Consider the following 20,144-nt stretch of genomic DNA (forward strand, 5'->3'; position numbering starts at 1 on the left):
TTATGACTGTATAAGCGCATCTTACTACTGTAGACTTATCGTTCAAAGATTTCTTCTTATTTTTTGCAAAAAAATAGCTACGCGCCTGCAATATGCTTTGCAAGTACATAGCTAAATATATGATTATCCTTACTTTGTATTAATCCATTCTACTTATTTACGGCAATCAATCCATATTTTTCTTTAATTCGCTCAAGTTTTTCAAGCATTGGCCGGGCAATTACAAACAAAAAAAACACTGTTGCTACGGCATGAATTAAATCAAAAGGAATTCCTCGAAGATAGGCAAGTACAAACATCTCCTTTGTCGGATGACTTTGAAACATCAACACAGCTGCCGGATTCATTATTCCACCATAAATAAAAAATGTACTTATCCCTCCAAAAATGCATAGTTCAATTGTCTTTTTCCTCAATACACCTTTTTGAAACAAAATACCCGCGATGAATCCGATAATACCAAGTGCGAACATTTGCCATGGGGTCCAAGGCCCTTGACCAAAAAACATATTGGATACAAACGCAATTATGGCACCAACTAAAAAACCTGATTCTCCTCCAAAAGCTACACCAGCAATAATCACAATAGCTACCACCGGCTTAAACTGAGGCACCATAAAAAAAGCCGCACGCCCAGCTACACCTATGGCACATAGAACTGCAATCACAATGAGTTCTCGGGCAAGGGGTTTTCTGTGTTCAAAAATCAATACAAAAGGTAACATCGTCTGTAAGATAATAAGCATACTGATAAAATAGTACTTTCGATCTCCTAAGTAATAGATGCCAATATACATCGTAAGAGGAATCGTCAGAAAAATTATAATCATGGCCAAGAGTGTTCTGGTTGACAGATAGCGTTGATGTATTGGCACTTGCCCTTCATGCTTCTTATCCTTTTTTCGGCTTTGCACATTTTGGGGATATAGAGTTTTTACTTTCTTGGGATATACATGGGAAAAATCCACACTTTCCAAAGGAGTAATATCGCCTCCACATGCACTGATGACATCTTCTGGCGTCATTGCATCTATAATATGTTGACGTGCCATTCGATTTGCTGATGTGGTATAAAAGTTATTGCCTGTAAAAAAATTACGTGTATTATTTTCACTGACAACTTTACCATCAAAAAACAAAGCACACCGCTTCGCATACTTGGCACAAAATTCAATATCATGGCTCACCATAATAATTGTCACGCCTTCTTGTAGCAATCCATGAAGTATACCGGCAAACACACTCTTAAAATGCGCATCTAAACCTTTTGTCGGCTCATCAAGAATCAAGATTTTGGGTTCAAGCAATAAAACCTTAGCCAATGCCAAGCGTTGCTGTTCTCCTCCGGATAAATCATAAGGATGCTTCGTTAGTAGCTTATCTAATTGACATAATTGACTTATGTATTGTACTTGTTCTTGTCGCGTTTTCTTTTCCTTATCGTGTCCCACTCCATCGACAAGATCTTCGAATACTGTTTTGTGGCTAAAAAGCGTCTGGGGGTTTTGCGGCAACATACCTATGCCATTTTCTAAAATTTGATTACGCTTATTACCTACGGCGTGTCCTGCAACGTTTACCGTTCCTCTATATGGCGTATTTTCTCCACAGATGAGCGAAAGCATTGTTGACTTTCCTGTGCCGTTTCCACCTAAAATGGCTAACAGTTCACCTTCATATATTTGCATCGACAATCCTTTAAGAACATCCGTCGCATTTTGTTCATAACGAAACCAAACTTCCTCCAGGGTAATTATTGGATTGTGCGTTTTTTTCTTCTCTTTTTGCGAATATGTTGGCACCAGGTTAAGCGGTCGATGTTGAACGAATGCGTCCAGCCACGTTCTCCCGTCCCGAACAGTTATCGGACATTCTAACTGATTATCCACCCTCGCATATATCTGCATTGGAATTGGCATCGCCAAAAACATACTGTGTCTTATGTTTTTTAGATATGTCCCTATCTCTTGTGGTGTGCCATCACCTATCAAACGTCCTTCATCTAACACTAAAACTCGGTCTGCCAGTGGAAACACCTCTTCTAAGCGATGTTCTGTCATAATAACGGTTACACCTAGTTCACGATTAATCCTTCCAAGCGTTGCTAAAAATTCTGCCGCTGCAATAGGGTCCAACTGACTTGTCGGCTCATCCAAAATAAGAACTGAAGGCTGCATTGCCATAATTGATGCTAAATTTAAAAGCTGCTTTTGCCCTCCTGAAAGTTGAGCAACACTTTTATGAAACCAAGACTCAATTCCAAAAAAAGCGGCAATTTCAGCCACACGCAAACGAATTGTCGGTGTGTCTATCCCTAAGCTTTCTAATCCAAAAGCTAATTCATGCCATACTTTATCCGTTACAATTTGGTTGTCTGGCGATTGCATAACAAAGCCTATAGTAGCGCTTTGAACCCGCTGATCCCATTGTGACAAAGACTTGCCTTCAAATAGAATCTCTCCCTGAACGGTTCCATGTGGCGCAAGTACGGTTTTTAATTGTCGAAGTAAGGTCGTCTTACCACACCCCGAGGGTCCACAAAGGGTCACAAACTCTCCTTTGTTAATCGAAAAAGACAGTGCATCAAGAACCGCTTTTGTTTGTTTTGGATAAAAAAACGTTACCTTTTTAAGCGTATAGCTCTCCATTTTAACTTCTCCTCTATATTTATGCCCACTGGAGCGATACATAAACAAAAATATGTGACATACAGGCTGATAGCATGTGCTTCAACTTGTACCCCTTGTATCGTCGGAAAATACCGCCAATATGTGCCTTTAAAAACAATGCCCATGGTCATATAGATTCCACAAACAATTAAAAAAACAAGTGCATATTGATCACGTCGGTCAAACAGATATATCGAAAATGCACTTCGACCAGGTAACCCATAGCCTCTACTTTTCATTGAATCCGCTGTTTCAATGGCATTTTCCAATGCCCACGTCACCATAATCGAGAGAATTTTTATGCCTTGTTTTGTGCGCTGTATGATATTTCCATAAGACACATCTTTTCCCAACGCTCTTTGTCCTCGAGTAATCCACTGAAGTTGTGTTAAAAAGCGAGGGACAAAACGTAAAACCATGGATAAGATTAAAGAAAGCGAAGGTATGATACGTCCAAATAAATATATAAACTTATCCGAAGTCATGACGACATTATAACAAGAAAACCAGACCATAATTGTCATCAACATCACCGCTGCAGAGATTCCATACACAATAGACTCAAGCGTTAATGGATTCCCATTAGGCAAATAGGTCAAAATAGTCATCCCTTCATGGTTAAATGCAGGATTAATCAGTGCTGTAGCAACAAGTATCGGCAACATATACTTCAAACTAAAATTAAGGGTCTTTTTTCTTCGCAAAAAAAATGCATACGTCAGTGCACTAAAAAAAGAAATGCACTGTAAAACAGGATGCATAAAAAACATCGAAAAAATTAAGACTTGGGAAAAAAACAAAAAATTAATGATTGGATGATATTTTGAAAAGGTATCTCCCATTATTGACCTCCCGTAGCGACATATCCGTCTACATCACGTCCCAAATCCGTGGTATAGACCCATTCAATAACATCCCCATCTTGAAGCTGATAGCGTGAAGCGCCATAATTTGGAAACCATTCATTCACCTTATACATCCAGCCAGATAGTTCTCCTACATCAAACTCATATAGATTATTGATTCCTTGAATATATGCGCTGTTATAAATAGGTGTATTAACAAATTCCATATGAATATTATTTTTTTTCATTTCTCTTTGCAATAAATTAAAGACACTTTCTCCCTCATAAAAAACGACTTGTGTTGCAGGAAAAATGATCCCATCTTCCGGCACCAATTCCCATTTTTCTTTATCCAATGCATGCATATTTTCTAAAATCGTCTTACAAGATACCGAAAGTGTCGCTGTGTATTGGCCATCCCCTAATTGGACGTCCTGAGGTTCTACCGGAAGTGGTTTCCCTTCCGGTACAGGATCTGTAAGATATTCATCTTTTTGACTAATCGCATCATGCGTATCCTTGTTAGCATTAATTGCAAACCCATCATCTACGTGGGTGCCCATATTATTACCAGAGCCCTTCTCCTCCCATATAAATACACTAAGAAGAAGCACTAAGATTACAAACACCACCGCAAATGTTTTTTTATTCTTCTGCATTTTTAAGCTTTCACCACCTTAGGCTTTATAATAGTTGAGATACGTCTAAAAGGTTATATAGCATCTGTGCAACTTCATAACGCTTAATAGCTTCTCTAGGTCGAATCGTTAAATCTTGTTGTGATAAAAGATTCGATTGATAGCAAAAGGCTAAGGATGTTCTTGCCCAGCGCGACGCCTCCATATAATCCGAAAACTGAGCCAACATATCACGCATCTGAACCTCGGAAACGTCGATGTCATTCCCTGTCAATTTTGCCGCCCGTGCAATCATAACCGCCGCTTCCTCACGCGTAATTGTTCCATTAGGATTAAATACCGTCCTTGATTGTCCATGGATAATCCCATAATTATAGGCTGCTCCTACGGATGTTGCATACCAACTTTTAGCAGGCACATCTCTAAATTGATTTGTACTTTGCTTAGGTAAACCTAGTGCTTGAACAATCATAGTTGCAAACTCGGACCGTGTCACATGCATATTCGGTTTAAACTCTGTCTGTGTTTTCCCCTGAATAATTTGGCGAGCCGCAAGGCTATCAATGGCGAGTTTTGCCCGATGCCCTTTAATATCATCAAAGGTTTTTTTCGGTAAGACAACAGGTCTTAGTTGTACATCCGGATGCTTGTCTTTTTTTCCTGCCACCGAAGTTGATGTCAGGGATACTTTATCTCTTTGCTCAACATCCGTCATCCGATAAAGGCTTTGTTTTTTCTGCTGCGCTCTTTGTATGGCAACCAGTGCGTAAAAAGCTTGTTCTGTTGCCATTTGATTAACTCCCGTCCCATCTTCTGTATGCAAAAAGCCTTCCCCTGGTGTGTAAAATTCTAAAAGGTTATCTACAACGGTTTTTCCATTTTTCACAAACCGTTTATCTGTCACTGATACGCCTAATTCTGTCAATGCAACAGCAACTTGAGCGGTACTTTCCACATTTTCTTTACCCCAGCTCGAGTATCCACCTTCATCATTTTGCACCTTTGATAAAAAATCTAATGCTTCGTCAATAACTTTTTTAACATCATTTCGCTTTTGGTATTTTGCCAATGCTTGTAGTGCCATCGCCGTGATATCCGGGTCTGAAACCTGTTTTTTAGTTGATGACGTTTCTAATCCTCCAAAAAGAGAAAATCCACCATCCTCAAGCTGTCTACGCAGTATTTCATCCACATACTTATCCCGTGTCGCTTGAGCCGATGGATTATCACTGTCACTAATTGTATAGGCACCGCTATCCAAAGCGATGAGTGCAAAAATAGGTCCATTAATCCCTTGTTGGATTGTCTTATCAAAATCACTCAGTGGATATGTCAGGTCATAGCCGCCTACATCCCTAGGATCATATCCAATTGCTGTTAACGCCAAAATCAAGCGTGAATATTCTGTGAGTTTGACATGATGTAGAACCCCTTTTTTCTCCTTAACATATGTCTCCACATTATTATAGTACGTCAAGTAGTAGTCATTTGGTACATGGTAGTCACTGCGAGCTAGTCCTAGGACAGCCCATTCTCCACCTACAAATCCAACTTGGGGATTACTCACCGTCTTATGCATGTAAATTGCAGTATCTTCAATCACTTGATCCAGCTGTTGTTCTGAAACAGATACTACACTTATTCTAGTCACGAAACATAAAATCAATACCCACAGCCACAGGCTTTGTCTTTCTATAACCTTCATCTTTTTGCACCTCGCTACTTTCATCCTACGGTTTATTGCTGTTCATATTTTTCAATAAAGCGTCTCAGTATTTCAGCGACCTCTGCTCGTGTTGCTTCACCTGCCGGAGAAAGTGTACTTGATGTACGTCCCGTTATTATGCCGGATTGACTTGCCCATCGCATAGATTCAAGCGCCCACGGGCTTATCTTTGATTGGTCCATATACATAGTCAAGCTAACCTCTCCATCCATGTCATAACCTTTTAACGTTCCATATCGGTAAAGAATGACTGCAATCTGCTCACGGGTTATTTTTTCATTCGGTTTAAAAACTCCATTATCATATCCACTTATGATTCCATTGTCTGCGGCCCATCCTACTGATGTTGTAAACCACGTCCCCTCTGGAACATCGTGGAATTTGACCGGTGAAGCATCGGGTTCTTTCTCCAACTTATGTAACACGGTAACTAACATTGCTCTTGTCATAGGTTGATTAGGGCTAAAGGTCTCTGATGAAGTACCTACAAACAAGCCTTTTTGTGTTGCTACATCAACTGCTTTATAGAACCAATCTTCTGGCTTAACATCCTTAAATCGATGAACAACTGCAGAAGCTTCCAGTTTAACCCCAATGGCATAAGAAGATAAATAGGAGCTATCAAAACTTGCCATATTTGTCTTTGAATTATAGTCTGATTCGATACGTTTCAATTGATTGTTTTCATCTAGACTCCATACATTGACCTCTTCTTTTGTTTCACCTGCTTTTAGTGTATATGGCAAAGCAATCGTTACTTTTTTCTTGCCCAAATCACGTATAGATTCTCCTGCGCTTTCAATGACAATATCATAGACCACATGATGACCGATGGTTTCACGTTGTTTTTCTGTAAGCGTTAAAGCATCCGTCTCTTGTAACTGCACGACTATCGTCTCACCCTTTGCTTGTTTTGCAAGAAGTGCTAACATCGCATTGGACATGTCTAAATGGGCAATGGAAGACTCTATATTTAGGTCTAGACCTTTTTGTTTTGCCACGGATTCTATTGATTTTTTCGGAAGTTCTATGTTAAAGCCCTTCATTTTTTTATTGGTATCTATTTTTATAACAATATCTGATAATTTTTCTTTTTCAACTGCCTTCAAAGCTTTGTCAAAGTGGCGTTTACTTATAGATACCTTCTCTGAGTCTCCATCCACTTCAATAACATAGGCTTTTTTGCTCGCTTTTAAATCCCCGCTCCACTTACTGTTATCTTGTCCTAAGTCTTCACCTAAATCTGTCGTGTATCTCCAGCGCAATACATCGCCTTCTTTAAGGTCATATTGACTTGCACCATAGTCCGGATAACGTCCATTAACACTATACATCCAGCCACTAAGCGGTCCATGGTCAAACTCTCCATCTCCATCTATGGATTGGACATAGACACTTTCGAATTTATCGTACCATTTATAGTCATAGCGAATTTTTCGAGCATCTAACGCTCGCTTAAGCACGGACCATGCTGTATCTCCATCTTGGAGTTCAACATAGGTTGAGGAAATAACATAACCTTTGCCTATTGTTCGCTTGTCTACCGAAAGTTTGACTTTCTTTTCAGGTTCAATAACAACATCATCATCTGCATCTCTGAGCGAATACACGACATAGTCCGTAAAATGTTTTGTCTTGACTATTAAATCGTCTCCACTATCAAAAGCATAGGCATCTTTGCCACTGGCAAGTCCCTCTGCATCATTTGCATATTTTGATAGTAATTCTATATTCTCTCCATTGATTGCAGCAACCAAGTGCCCTGCCTTTTTGGAAAATTGCATATGGACATAACCGTTGAATTCAATCTTATGGTTGCCTCCCATTGTAAATGCTTGGGGGATTTCATGGATTTTTTTATCCTTTGCAATGTGAGGTTCTAACACCGACAAATAGTCTGTCGGTTCTTGATATGTTATTAACTCAATCGATGCGCTATCTTGTGGCGTAACCTGTATACCTTGAGGAAATACCACCTGGGTATTTTCCTTAATCACTTCAATACGTGGCATTGCATCCATTAAAGGCAACTCCAACATAACTTTTGAAGCCATATCTTTTGCAACATTAATACGTATCGTATGTTCAGATGATGCTACCGGAACGATCTGATCTATCCCTTCAAGTAATTGAACATCTACTGTAATGGTATTTTGTTTATCTGGCGCTGGAAGCTGGATGACGTTGATTGGTCTTTTTTTAGCCTGGTTAAATTGCTCATTTGCCCCATTTAATTGGGCAAGTGCATCATTAATTTCTTGTTGCAACGCATCCGCTTTATCAGCAGTGATTTGAGCTGTAGCAAGTGCTGATGTCAATACACTGTGTTCTTCTTGGGTTACCCAGTTTTTTCCTAAGTCAACGTCTTTTCCGTCAACACTTACCGGTGTCTGTTCAAGATTGGATTTGACTTGTGTTATTAATGTATTTAATTTAGCTTTATCTACTTGAGTGTATCCTAGGTCAATCGTGCCTAACTTATACCATGTTGATTGACCTGAGACACTATCTGCTAATGCTACTGAAGCTTGTTTTGTTGACATGAAGACCGCACCCGGGTTATCCTTTTGCCAATCAAATGCTCCTTCTGAATTTTGATAGCTTAGTAATGCATCTATCGGTGTTTTTCCATTGTAATTCCATGCTCCATCTGTTGAGGTTACATCTTCTCCAATGGCTATAAGTCCTTGAATTGCACAAGCGATACTATTGGAGTTTTCCGCATCCCACATACCGCTGCCGCCAAATCCACCGCTTTCTTGTTGCATACTTTTTAAGTATTGTTTTGCTTTTACAATACTTGTATCAACTGTTGGTCCATTTGCTTTTGACAAGGCAACCAAAGACCATCCTGTATAGTCTATCTGGCTAAATGCACCAAAACTACCATCTGGATTTTGCTGAAGAATTAAGTGGTCAACCGCTTTTTCCTTATTGGATGCATTCCATGTTCCGACATCAACGCCTAAGATTTCACCAACATCTAAGGCAACAATAGCCCATATATGCTTACCTAAGCTCCCAAAACTTCCACTGTCTGGATCTTGCTGTGCAGACAATTCTAAAAAGAGATTTCGCTCCGTTTCAAAAGCCTTTGCCGGATTTTTTCCAACGCTTAATAAGCTATAGATATAGTATATATGATCATTGGCGTTGGTCTGTGAATCAAATCCGGGGTCCAATGTTTTCCAGCTGGCATCTTCCCATGGTGAAGTCGATAAGTCTTCCCCCGCTCCCCATAATCCTACAAAGGCCTCCCAAGATCCTGAAGGTGAGGTCAGTTGATTATCTTTGTAATAGTCCGTCAGCTTATTTAACGCAATTTGGGGTGTTACCGGTATATCCGTTGATTTTAATCCGTATTTTTTTGCTGCATTGAAAATATCTGTTGCCTGTGCAAGCGCTTGAACTGCATGATCAATATCTGTCTGTGTTACATCTAAACCGTCTCTTACGGCTTTGGCATCTTTAACTGCATCAAGATATGTCTCTATATCAGATTGGCGCACCCACTGATTTGCTGTATCTATGTCTTTTCCATCGATACTTATGGCGGCGCCTGTAATGTTAGCATGCGCATCAAAAATTGCTGTGTCTAATACCGTTGTATCTACATCCGATGTATCTTGCGGCGATACTATTGTAATCTGATAAGTCTCAGCTAAAACATCTGAAGCACCCGACCATGAATTCATCGTTGGCCATGCAGGGTCTCCACAGATAACGGTTATCACTGTACCATTGGATACCGGAATGCTTTGTGTACGTTTATAATGTGTTCCATCTACAAACGTTTTTATTAAAAAGTTTTTGTTACTTGCTGTAGGTTCAACATCAACCGACGCAATACCTTTGGGCAATTCTAAGGTATAGCTGTTAATCTCTTGATTAAATGAGGGGCTTAATGTCCCTTCACTAAAGCGAATTGACTGAATGGTTTTATCATTATTATCCCATGAACCACCAACATCTTTTCCATAACCGTTTTTTGTATATACCCATCGAACAATATCACCTTGCTCAACTTCGATGTCACCTGCACCTACATGTGTGAACCAGTCGTTTAGCGTTACCATCCAACCGCTTTCACTTCCTCCATCAAATGCATTGACACCGTGGATTCCAGAAATATAGTTCGATTCCATACCAACAACCTCATAGCTTGTTCCCTCAAAGGCTTTGGCTGTTGCATCGATAACGGTGGAATTTGCCGGTACCGTTACCCATTTTTGTACGAGTTGACCGTCCCATGAAGCACCTTGCCCCTGACTAAAGGTTGTATTTTCAACCTCCACAAGAACACTTACTCCAGAAGCTGCATCTACAGTCCACATTGTGTATGGACTAATCACCATAACCAGCATCATCAGCGTTAGGAAAAACGCCATATATTTTTTCAACTTCCTACATATCATCATAACATCCTCCATAATTTTTTATAAAACTTCAAAACCATAACTATCTTGTCTATTCATAATAAAAAAACACCTTTTCTAATATGGATAGAAAAGATGTCTCACAAATAATAACTACTTTTTCATCATAGTTATTCCTATGTCAAAAGTAATACAACGTCCTCCTTCCCATTCCCGTGAGAAATATAGAGCATCTATATGGCAGGTCTCCTGGCTTTGCTTCGTCACACAACTCTCTCCTTCCCATTATATATAACAGTGGATATAAGAGTTTGCTCTGCATTACAGTGGCGGGACCGCGTTGGCATTGCACCAAACTTCCCTCTTAGCTATAAATAGAACCATACAGATATTCTTATTAAATTTTCATATACTAGACATCATAGTTTAGAAGTCAAAGGATGTCAAGTGAGTTATTTTTTTGTCATCCTTGTATTTTTATGAATCCGATTCCAAAACGGCATCTGGAAGGGCATAAGCTTCCACTTCATCGATAAAAATATTTAGTGTTCCATTAAACTTGTCTACATAGTCTTTTGCTTGTTCTTTAGTTTCAAAGCGTCCAAACTCATAGACAAAGCTGTCTTGTGTATCTTTTAAAATATGATAGTCAATATCGCTATGCATTAAGCCTTCTTCTATGATTGCAAAACTTTCTCCTGCAGGGTAAGAATAGCTTCGAACATTATATAATGTCGCTGGTTTTGCTTCCTCTGCTTCAGATGTTGAGAGTTTAATCTCTAGCCTTGCCGGAGAAGCATGTTCAATAACTTCATAGGTCACCTTTGGATTTAAGACAATGTTAAATCGCACCATGCTATCGTCCAATGTAATGACTCGATATACATCTTCAACGAGCGAAGATTGACTTATCACTTCAAAGTCTTTTAGCATATCCATCATTCGTATCCCTGAAATAGTAAAAGCAAGTACATTAGGGTGTTCATAAGCATTGATGGCATACGTCGATGCTAACTCGACTGTTTCATCTTCTGTTGTAAAAGATATAAAAATAGATTCTGTCGTTTCTTGGCTAACTCTTTCCATGTCACTTAGGTTAAGTCCGTCATTAATTTGACCGCCACTTGCTTCATGATCTACAAATGTCAGCGTTTTGACAATATAGCCAATAATCGGAATATCCTCCACGGCCGCTACAAACGTTTTAGATGTATTGCTAAGGGTCCCTAATATAATAATCAGACCTAATACAGCTGCAACTGGTCGTAAATAGCTTGTCATTTTACTATTTTTGACTTTATGGTGCTTAGCTTTATCTGCATCTGCACGCTGGATACCTTTTGCAATGGCTAAATCCAAACCATCAGGTACTGGTATTGAATCAAAACTTTCCTTAATCTTATTTTCTATTCTCATCATATTATCCATTGATTATCCCTTCCTCCATTAACACTTTTAGCTTATCCAAACTTCGATAAAGTGTTGATTTTACAGTGCTTATTGGTTTATCAAGTATTGATGCAATTTCTTTTAACTCATAACTTTCATAAAACCTAAGCATTAAAATAATGCGTTCTGTTGAATTTAATTGATCCAACATTTTTTTCATATCTTCCCTTAATTCCATTTGTTCATATGCATCGAGGTTTTTCGTATGGATATCCACAACTTCTTCTTCTTGGTTTAGTGGAATGACTTTATTGTTATTACGAAGTTGATCTATCGATTGATTTATAACTATACGAATAAACCATGTTTTCATATGCTTGACGGATGTCATTTTTTCTAAAGCTGTATAGGCCTTATATACTGATTCTTGTATAACATCCAACGCATATTGCTCATCTTTTACATATGAAAATGCAATGCGATAAAATTGGGCTTTATTTATTTCCAACATTTCTAAAAATAGCGCTTCATTAGGTTTTTTTTTCTTTTTAACGTTCACATATGCCTCCTTAACTCTTTTATAAATTGCAATTTATATCTATTAGACTTCATCTTTCACTTAAAAGTTTCATAAGTGCAAAAAAAGCCTTGAAAACCTATTCATATTCGTTGAACATGAGTAATGTTTTCAAGGCTAATTTAAGCAATTATCTTGTCGGAACGATTTCTAACCAGTACCCATCAGGGTCAGCGATAAAATATATGCCCATCTTTTTATTTTCATAACAGATGCATCCCATCTGCTCGTGCAATGCATGTGCTTTATCATAGTCGTCTACGCGAAAAGCAAGGTGAAATTCACAATCGCCCAAATTATAAGGTCGATCCCAATCTCTTAACCATGTTAGTTCCAACTCAAACTCGGAATGTTCATTACCTAAATAGGTTATAATAAACGATCCATCGTCTGCTGTTTTTCTTCTTTTTTCTGTTAATCCCAGCGCTTTGTTATAAAAATCAAGGGATTTATCTAAGTCTCTTACATTGTAATTTTCATGAATCATTTGAAATTTCATCATATCCACCTCTCGTTATCGTTTGATGTTATCTATCAATGCTCCACTGTTGCCCTTCTTGGCTGATTTCCATAATCTGTGCATGATTTAAATAGCTGGCTCTTTCCTTCTTAAACTGTTGAATAATGGATGGTTGACCCCAAAAATGCATTGGAAAAACATACTTAACCTGGGCTGTGTTAATGAGCTTTTCTAACCCCAAATAATAGTGTTCTTCTTGCCTTGGGTCTAATGGTGCAAAAGCAATATCAATGGGAATCCCCTGAAGTAATTGCATTTGTTTTAAAAACATTGTTGTCATCGTATCATTATAGTGCTGGGTCTCTCCACTCCAAAGCCACCAGTTTAAGTCTCCTGCAAAATAGATAGTTTTATCCAAATAATGTATCAAAAACGCAACACCGGCATCTGTTGATTGCAACGTCGTTACAATGATTTTTTCTTGTTGATTATCATATAATACATACTCTTGACTATGATGCACATATAGAATTGATTCCGTCTTATTTGTATATGCGATATCAAAAGATAAGACAAATTCGATATTTGGATGTTGTTCGACCAGGGAGAACACAACTGGGTTAAAATGATCATGATGGCTATGGCTGGAAAACACAAAAAGCTTCTTATGGGTATCCAACGAAGGGATCTCCCCTTTGTAATAATCAAATAAAAAATAACAGGATTCCCATTCAATTAAAAATCCGCTATGACTTATATATGTAATCTCCATAAGCTCCCCTTTCCACATTTTGTCCTAGATTATGTTCCTTTTATTATAGTATAGTTCACACTATTTGTACATACGCGCTTTTTTACCTCTTCGAACATCAATCATATGTTTTACATCTTGTAATATAGCATCACTGGAGACTTCAACCATTAACCATTTTTGTCCCATTCCACTCTTCGTGTCACGGTAGAGCTTTTGAGTATATTGGGTAAATAAGGGCAAGGCTCCTTCGATTTTTACAACTTCGCGTTGACCGACAACGACCAGTGCAATAAACCTTCCTACTTCTGGGTATATCGTACAAAGTGCTCGTCCCGATTTCTTATACTTGATATTCCATCCATATTGCATTGAACATTGACTGTATTCGATAGATGGCTTGCTTTGATGTGTTTGTTCCAAATAGTCACATAACTGCTCAAATAAAATATTATCCACAAAATCTTTTAATATTGCCATCGTTGGCTTTTGCTGTTGGTTGGTTTTGTCCCAAACGGGTTGCTTACGTTTTTGAGAGGCTTTTATTGGCATCCAAAGTTCCATATAACTCGATTGTTCTGTCATTTGTTCATAAACCTCGACGGCATAGTTTCCACAAGCTATTTCGTGTTGAACAATCCATTGATTCAAAAACATGGATGCTTTATATATGGCTGAATCAATCAAATCCTGAAAACTCTCTGCTTCAACTTGGCAAACTAGATACTCTCCTGCTTCCAAGGTATATTGATCCAACTGTTGATCTACCACTAACTCCTTAGCTTTTGCTCCTGCTAAATACATAAAGCACCCTTCTCTAGCTTCCCCCTTATACAATAGACCATATTCTTTATCTTTGCATATCTGTTGTCGAATTTTCATTTTCTTTTGATGAAAAGCATCCCACAATTCACCTATAGTTGATACACCTGTTGATTTTCCATAACCTAATTCCGTCTCATCCACCTGTCCTTTAACTCCCACTATCTTGTAGTCATCCTCTATGTATTGTCGTGTGATTTCAATTACAATGCCATCCACAATCAACGGCACATTTTCTTGTGCTTGTTCATAGTGTAAGGATAATTCAGGTTTTACAAAATGGTTGAGGTGCGGTTTTTCTTTTCGATACACTTCCGGCGTAATGCCATATACCTCTTTAAATGCACGCGTAAAGCTTGGATGACTAGAAAATCCATATGTCAATGCAATATCAATAATACGTTTATCCGTATTGATAATCTCATCCGATGCTTTTGCTAGCTTACGCAATTTGACGTACTCGGTTACTGATTGATTCACCAAACGTCTAAATAAACGTTGAAAATAATATACAGATAAATTCACCTTTTGCGCTAGTGCTTCGATTGCAATGTCTTGTTGCAGATGTTCTTCAATGTAATCTAATGATTGTTCAATTGCCTCCCATGAATGCATGTCTACATCCCTCCTTTCTTAATAGATTAGCATATGTCTTTTAAAAAAGCTTATCACCGAGTGCTCTTTCTTCCTCTGCTGGTTTTAATAAAAAACATGATACTCAACGTTATTGCTGATACAATCGCAATCAATCCAAACAGCAAAGATAAAGGAATCAGAGCAAAAGGTTCCACTAGCATACCGTCTGGTGCAACATAACTTCCAATTGCATTGTAAGCAATAGCACTTCCTATACTTGCAACAATTGAAAGTATTAAGACACCTAGTAAAAAAGCCGATACTTTATCTTTTTTCCACTTTTGAGCAATATTTTTAAGTGCATTCGCCTCTTCAATCGAACTTCCCACTTTCAGCTCATAGTCCATTTGTTGAAGTTCTTCCTGACACTTTGGACATATTTTCAGATGTTCTTCCACTAACTTCTTACTTTCTTGACTACATACATCATCATGATATAAGGGTAATAAATCTTTAATAATCTCACAGTTAACTTGCATTATAATCTCTCCTTTATCTTCTTTTTGGCTCGATGGTAAGTGACTCTTGCCCAACTTTCCGTCTTCATAAACAAATTACCAATCTGAAGAAATGATAGTTCTCCAAATACACGTAGCGTAAATACTTCCTTGTAGGGTTCTTCAAGCTCATGCAATATTTTATGAATCTCAATAGCTCTTTCTTTTACGACCAATAGATTTTCAATATCTATCGCATCTGAATATTCTTGTGTTTTATCCGTCGTACTTAGTGTCTTTTTTTGTTTTGTTGAATAGGAAAAATATGTGTTTTTTGCAATTTGGCACAGCCATACATATAGTTTGCATTTCCCATCAAATTTATCAATGTTTTTTAATGCCTTAAAGAAAGTTTCTTGAGTAATCTCTTCAGCAACCACTGCATTTTTACTTAAAGATAAAACATACTTATATACATCTTTAAAATACTCCTTGTATATTTGATCAAAATTCGTCACTCTTTCACCTCGCTTTCCTCTATAAGACTAGACAAGTCAAGATTCGTTACAAACTTTTTTATTTTTTTATCTTTTGCTTAATTCTATGAACTTATAATCGACAAATATATTTCTACCGTTCTTTTACTATTTTTTTCCTCTGAATGTGGATAATGCTCTAATGCAAACCGATGGTCAAGTCTATACCCACTCTCTGGCAACCATTGCATGTACATATAGTTCCAGGCTTCTTCATATTCATCCGGCCCAACACAAAATCTTCCTACCCCATATTTTCCCATGGGAAGATTTAATTGACCGATGTTACCACTAACCTCTAACGCTTGTTCCACGGACATACACACACTTAAACGCAAGTATTCTTCCTCCGTCTCTTGCCCAAAATCATGATAAAGCACAAACCACCTTGTACGCTTTGAGATTAAATCCCGCGCTTTTGCCCATTGATACAGTTGATAAAAAAGTTCAGAAAAAAGCGCACTATCCCCTTTATAGACGCCTGTATTTCGAATATAAATTAGCTTCATAGCTGCTTCTTCTTTAACATAAGTGTCTATAGGTTCAATGCGCATTTCTAGTTTTTGGGATGTATGTAAAATCATGGGAGACGGACATAGACGTGAATATTTTTTCCGGTAAGCACTTCCACTCATTCCATATTTCCCTTGAAAGGCTTTTGCAAACGACGCTTGATGTTCAAATCCAACTCTAGCCGCAATATTGTTAATGGATTGTGTTCTATCTGCAAGTAACATATAAGCAGCTTTTTCTAATCGAAGTCGTTTAATAAAACTATAGAGGCTCTCGCCTACAATGCCTGAAAAAATACGTTGAAAATGATATTCACTAAAGTGTGCAATATTCGCTAGCTCTTTTATCGTTAATGTTTGACTTAAGTGCTCTTCAATATAATCTTGCACTTGATTGATTGGTTTTTGATAAGGGTTTATCTCACGATTATGCATATGTATTCTCCCTATTTTTATTTCATCATATCATATCGTTGATGCGCTTATCAATGCTTGAACCTTATTTCTTTATATAACCGATACGCATAAGTTCTCCTCCTTGATCGCCTCCTTTTGGACCAAGCTCTATCAGATAGTCGCAGTTTTTTATCATCATAGGATTATGCTCAATAATGATAAGCGTCGCTCCTCTTGATTTTAGTCGTTTTAAAACCGCTATGATTTTTTGAGTATCTTCATCACTTAACCCCGTTGTCGGCTCATCCAAGATATATAGTGTTTGAGATCCGCGTTTTTTAACTAGTTCCTTTGCGAGTTTTATTCGTTGTGCTTCTCCACCTGAGAGCGTCGTTGCACTTTGTCCCAGCTTTAGATATCCTAAGCCAATTTGATCGAGTGTTAAAAGATACTGAAAAATCCTATCGTCATGTTCATAAATTTTCAACAACTCTTGAACCTCAACGTCAAGGATATCACCTATGGACATACCTTTTTCTTTTATATTTAGGATGTTGTCCGCGTATCGCTTTCCATGACATTGGCTACAGGGTATATATATATCTTCCATGTAATGCATATTCACAGCCACTTCGCCAAGCCCTTTACACTTCGGGCATTGTCCTTTTGTAGAGTTAAAACTAAAGCTTGCCTTTGTCAAACCTTGAGCTTTTGCTTGTTGCGTACCGGCATAGCGTTCACGTAGCAATTCAAAGACACCGGTATATGTACCTGGTGTGGAGCGCGGATTGCTTCCTATAGGACTTTGGTTGACATAGCATACCTGCTCATATGCTTCAAGTCCAACAACCGCCTCTACTTCACCTGACGCTTCGACGGTTTTACCCATATGTTTTAATATAGCCGGATATAATGTTTTTGCAATCAGGCTACTCTTACCTGAGCCACTAACACCGATAACTGCTGTTAGTTGTCCTATAGGAATCGTCACATCAATATTTTTCAAATTATAGGTTGCAACTTTTTTCATCTGAATAGCTGCTTCTTGCTTCGTATACAATTTAATATCTTCTATTACTTTTACCTCAGCAGACATTGTTTTAGGATGTCTATGTTCTAAAGGAACATTCGAGACAATCTCTCCACCATAAACCCCTGCTCTAGGTCCCATTACAAGATGAACATCTGCAATCTCCAAGAAGCTTTTCTTATGTTCAACAATAAGTATTGTGTTATCTTGTCTTTTTAGCTCCAACAGTGTCTCCATTAAAAATTGATAGTCTTTTGGATGTAACCCCTTAGAAGGTTCATCCATAATATAGGTAATATTACTAAGCCCTGAACCCAATTGACTAGCCAACTTAAGCCTTTGAGCCTCACCGGCAGAGAGGCTTGGTATGCTTCTGTCTATGGAAAGGTAACCAATACCCACATCCAATATACGCTTTAAACGCCGATTCAGTTGAACAAAAAGCTTCTTCGTTTGCTCCTGTTGGTTATGTGGTAAATGCATATACATATGATGGCACCATGTGTGGAGTTCATCACTACTTAACTTAATCACCTTCACATATCGATCTCCCATAATATGCACTAATCGTCCTTCCGGTTGTAACCGTTCTCCTTGGCATTCACTACATATTTGTTTCGTCATATATCGTTGCACTTGTGCATTGGTTTTTGATGAACTTGTCGAGTGCATCAAGCGCTCAATTAAAGGTATAGCTCCCTCTACAGGTCGAACAATCGTTCCGCTACGTCCTTTAGCATTTTTATAATCCAAACGAACGTTTCGACCATTCGATCCGTGAAGCATTTCTTGTTTAAATCGCTCCGGCAATTGATTATATGCAAGTTCTAAATCAACATCTAGATCCGCTGCCAATGCCAGCACTTCGCCTCGAATCCAATTAGCATTTGGATTTTCTCTATGTTTTCTTAAGTTACCATATAGTGATGACGCCCCATCAAGCAAAGATTTTTCTGGCGCTTCAACGATTTTAGATGGATCAATCCCCATCTGCATGCCTAAACCTTTGCAAACAGGACACATATAATCAGGATGGTTCGAACTAAATAGTTGCGGTGTTCGATCAAAGAAAACCTCACCGCAGGATGAGCAAACATTACCTGCATCAATTTCATGGTGACATATCGGACATATACGCTGTCCGATAATTGAAAAAATCAACTTGAGAATATCACCAATTTTTGTAACACTTCCAACACTTGACCTCGGATTTGCTCCTAAAGCTTTTTGATCGATTGCAATAGCTGGCTGTAAACCAGTGATATTATCCACGTAGCGATCCGATAGGGCTACATCCCCCATCGGATTTGATAAAATAAGATCCATAAATTGTCTTTGACTTTCTGCATATAAAATATCGAATGCCAAACTGGATTTTCCACTGCCGCTGACCCCTGAAATCAGCGTAATTTTATTTTTAGGTATTTTAACGGATAGATTTTTCAAATTATGAATATGTGCATTATGAATCTGAATATTCTTGGAATCCTCTTCATGTTCATCCAAAGGAATCTGTTCAAGATCCATGGATAGTTTCTTGAATTTTAAAACCTTTGTTTGCATTGGTCTTGCATCAACCTCTTTAGGCTGTGCAAAGGTTTTTTTCTTTGTCCAATGCGAAACCCAGCTAGGTACACCGGCACTCTTAATACAATCCATTGAAGGTTGATAAAACATCACTTGTAATATTTTACTTCCTATAAAGCCATCAAATCCTATAATCTCAATGAAGCCATCATCATGCCAAACATTATTCACACGAACAAGCGTCGACCCTATCGGATTTGGGCGGACTGGTGAACGTGTAGCAAATACGCCTGTACGGGGAGCATGGTTATACGGTGGCATGCATGTCCTGATTTTTCGAAAATTATCTCCATCAAAGCGATCAAACCACCATAAAACACGTAAGCAGTCTCCTTGTTGAATGTGGTGGATATTTGTATCCGTCTTATTTAATTGAATCCCCATACGCTTGCCATAACGCATGTATTCACCAATGGAGTCCCCTTGGTAATTTATACAAAATCGTTGGACAGGTTCTTTGGCTTCCTCAATAACTTCCTCAATTGAAAAATACGGCTTAATATCAACTAATTCTCCTTTAAACTCATGATTATCCATTGTAACTTTAAAAAGAATCTCAGCTCTATCTAGAGAAATATGAATAATTTCAACACTATAGACTTCAAGTCGGTTATTTGAACGCATGAATAATATACAGTGAGAAAAAAGATCTAGTTTAGTCAATGCTTTGCTATACCCATCTTCCAACTTAAGAATTCCTTCTTGATGTTTACTTTTTCGTTTTACACTTCCTATTTTTAACCATTTCATAAAAAAA

General features: G+C 38.1%; 14 protein-coding genes and 1 riboswitch. All 14 genes read right to left on the bottom strand.

The features are described 5' to 3' along the window. Positions 1–149 precede the first annotated feature (149 nt). The 14 genes from QBE53_12320 to QBE53_12385 all read right to left on the bottom strand — a co-directional run bounded on the left by QBE53_12320 (position 150) and on the right by QBE53_12385 (position 20,137). On the bottom strand, positions 150–2,648 hold the full coding sequence (locus QBE53_12320; GenBank protein WZL80586.1) for an energy-coupling factor transporter ATPase: 2,499 nt from the start codon (positions 2,646–2,648) through the stop codon (positions 150–152). Then, entirely contained in the window at positions 2,621–3,511 is an 891-nt protein-coding gene (locus QBE53_12325; GenBank protein ID WZL80587.1) for an energy-coupling factor transporter transmembrane component T, read from the bottom strand. The genes QBE53_12320 and QBE53_12325 overlap by 28 nt, the downstream gene beginning before the upstream one ends. After that, on the bottom strand, positions 3,511–4,173 hold the full coding sequence (locus tag QBE53_12330; protein ID WZL80588.1) for a DUF4430 domain-containing protein: 663 nt from the start codon (positions 4,171–4,173) through the stop codon (positions 3,511–3,513). The genes QBE53_12325 and QBE53_12330 overlap by 1 nt, the downstream gene beginning before the upstream one ends. Positions 4,174–4,198: 25 nt before the next feature. Next, the gene (locus tag QBE53_12335) at positions 4,199–5,857 is read right to left on the bottom strand and encodes an S-layer homology domain-containing protein (GenBank protein WZL80589.1); all 1,659 of its coding nucleotides are present in this window, start codon (positions 5,855–5,857) and stop codon (positions 4,199–4,201) included. Positions 5,858–5,889: 32 nt separating this feature from the next. Then, positions 5,890–10,296 carry an S-layer homology domain-containing protein gene (locus QBE53_12340; GenBank protein ID WZL80590.1) on the bottom strand — a complete coding sequence of 1,469 codons (4,407 nt, stop codon included), beginning with the start codon at positions 10,294–10,296 and terminating at the stop codon, positions 5,890–5,892. A gap of 179 nt (positions 10,297–10,475) precedes the next feature. Continuing rightward, positions 10,476–10,654: riboswitch (cobalamin riboswitch) on the bottom strand. 77 nt (positions 10,655–10,731) lie between these two features. Then, on the bottom strand, positions 10,732–11,682 hold the full coding sequence (locus QBE53_12345) for a hypothetical protein (GenBank protein WZL80591.1): 951 nt from the start codon (positions 11,680–11,682) through the stop codon (positions 10,732–10,734). Continuing rightward, positions 11,675–12,202 (bottom strand): sigma-70 family RNA polymerase sigma factor, encoded by a 528-nt coding sequence (locus QBE53_12350; GenBank protein WZL80592.1) that lies wholly within the window; start codon positions 12,200–12,202, stop codon positions 11,675–11,677. Before QBE53_12350 ends, QBE53_12345 begins: the two co-directional genes overlap by 8 nt. A gap of 148 nt (positions 12,203–12,350) precedes the next feature. Beyond that, positions 12,351–12,719, bottom strand: coding sequence for a VOC family protein (locus tag QBE53_12355; GenBank protein ID WZL83308.1), 369 nt, complete (start codon positions 12,717–12,719; stop codon positions 12,351–12,353). A 28-nt stretch (positions 12,720–12,747) separates the two neighbouring features. Beyond that, positions 12,748–13,452: an MBL fold metallo-hydrolase gene (locus QBE53_12360; GenBank protein WZL80593.1), complete on the bottom strand. Its 705-nt coding sequence runs from the start codon at positions 13,450–13,452 to the stop codon at positions 12,748–12,750. 60 nt (positions 13,453–13,512) lie between these two features. Continuing rightward, positions 13,513–14,868, bottom strand: coding sequence for a DUF3788 family protein (locus QBE53_12365; GenBank protein WZL80594.1), 1,356 nt, complete (start codon positions 14,866–14,868; stop codon positions 13,513–13,515). Between the two features lie 53 nt (positions 14,869–14,921). Next, positions 14,922–15,368: a DUF3955 domain-containing protein gene (locus tag QBE53_12370; protein ID WZL80595.1), complete on the bottom strand. Its 447-nt coding sequence runs from the start codon at positions 15,366–15,368 to the stop codon at positions 14,922–14,924. Beyond that, positions 15,368–15,844 carry a sigma-70 family RNA polymerase sigma factor gene (locus tag QBE53_12375; protein WZL80596.1) on the bottom strand — a complete coding sequence of 159 codons (477 nt, stop codon included), beginning with the start codon at positions 15,842–15,844 and terminating at the stop codon, positions 15,368–15,370. Before QBE53_12375 ends, QBE53_12370 begins: the two co-directional genes overlap by 1 nt. Before the next feature lie 83 nt (positions 15,845–15,927). Further along, positions 15,928–16,809, bottom strand: a complete 882-nt coding sequence (locus tag QBE53_12380) for an AraC family transcriptional regulator (protein WZL80597.1) — start codon at positions 16,807–16,809, stop codon at positions 15,928–15,930. Positions 16,810–16,873: 64 nt separating this feature from the next. Then, positions 16,874–20,137 (bottom strand): TrmO family methyltransferase, encoded by a 3,264-nt coding sequence (locus tag QBE53_12385; GenBank protein WZL80598.1) that lies wholly within the window; start codon positions 20,135–20,137, stop codon positions 16,874–16,876. Between the last annotated feature and the right edge of the window lie 7 nt (positions 20,138–20,144).

The organism is Vallitaleaceae bacterium 9-2, from assembly GCA_038396585.1.
GTDB lineage: Bacteria > Bacillota > Clostridia > Lachnospirales > Vallitaleaceae > UBA1351.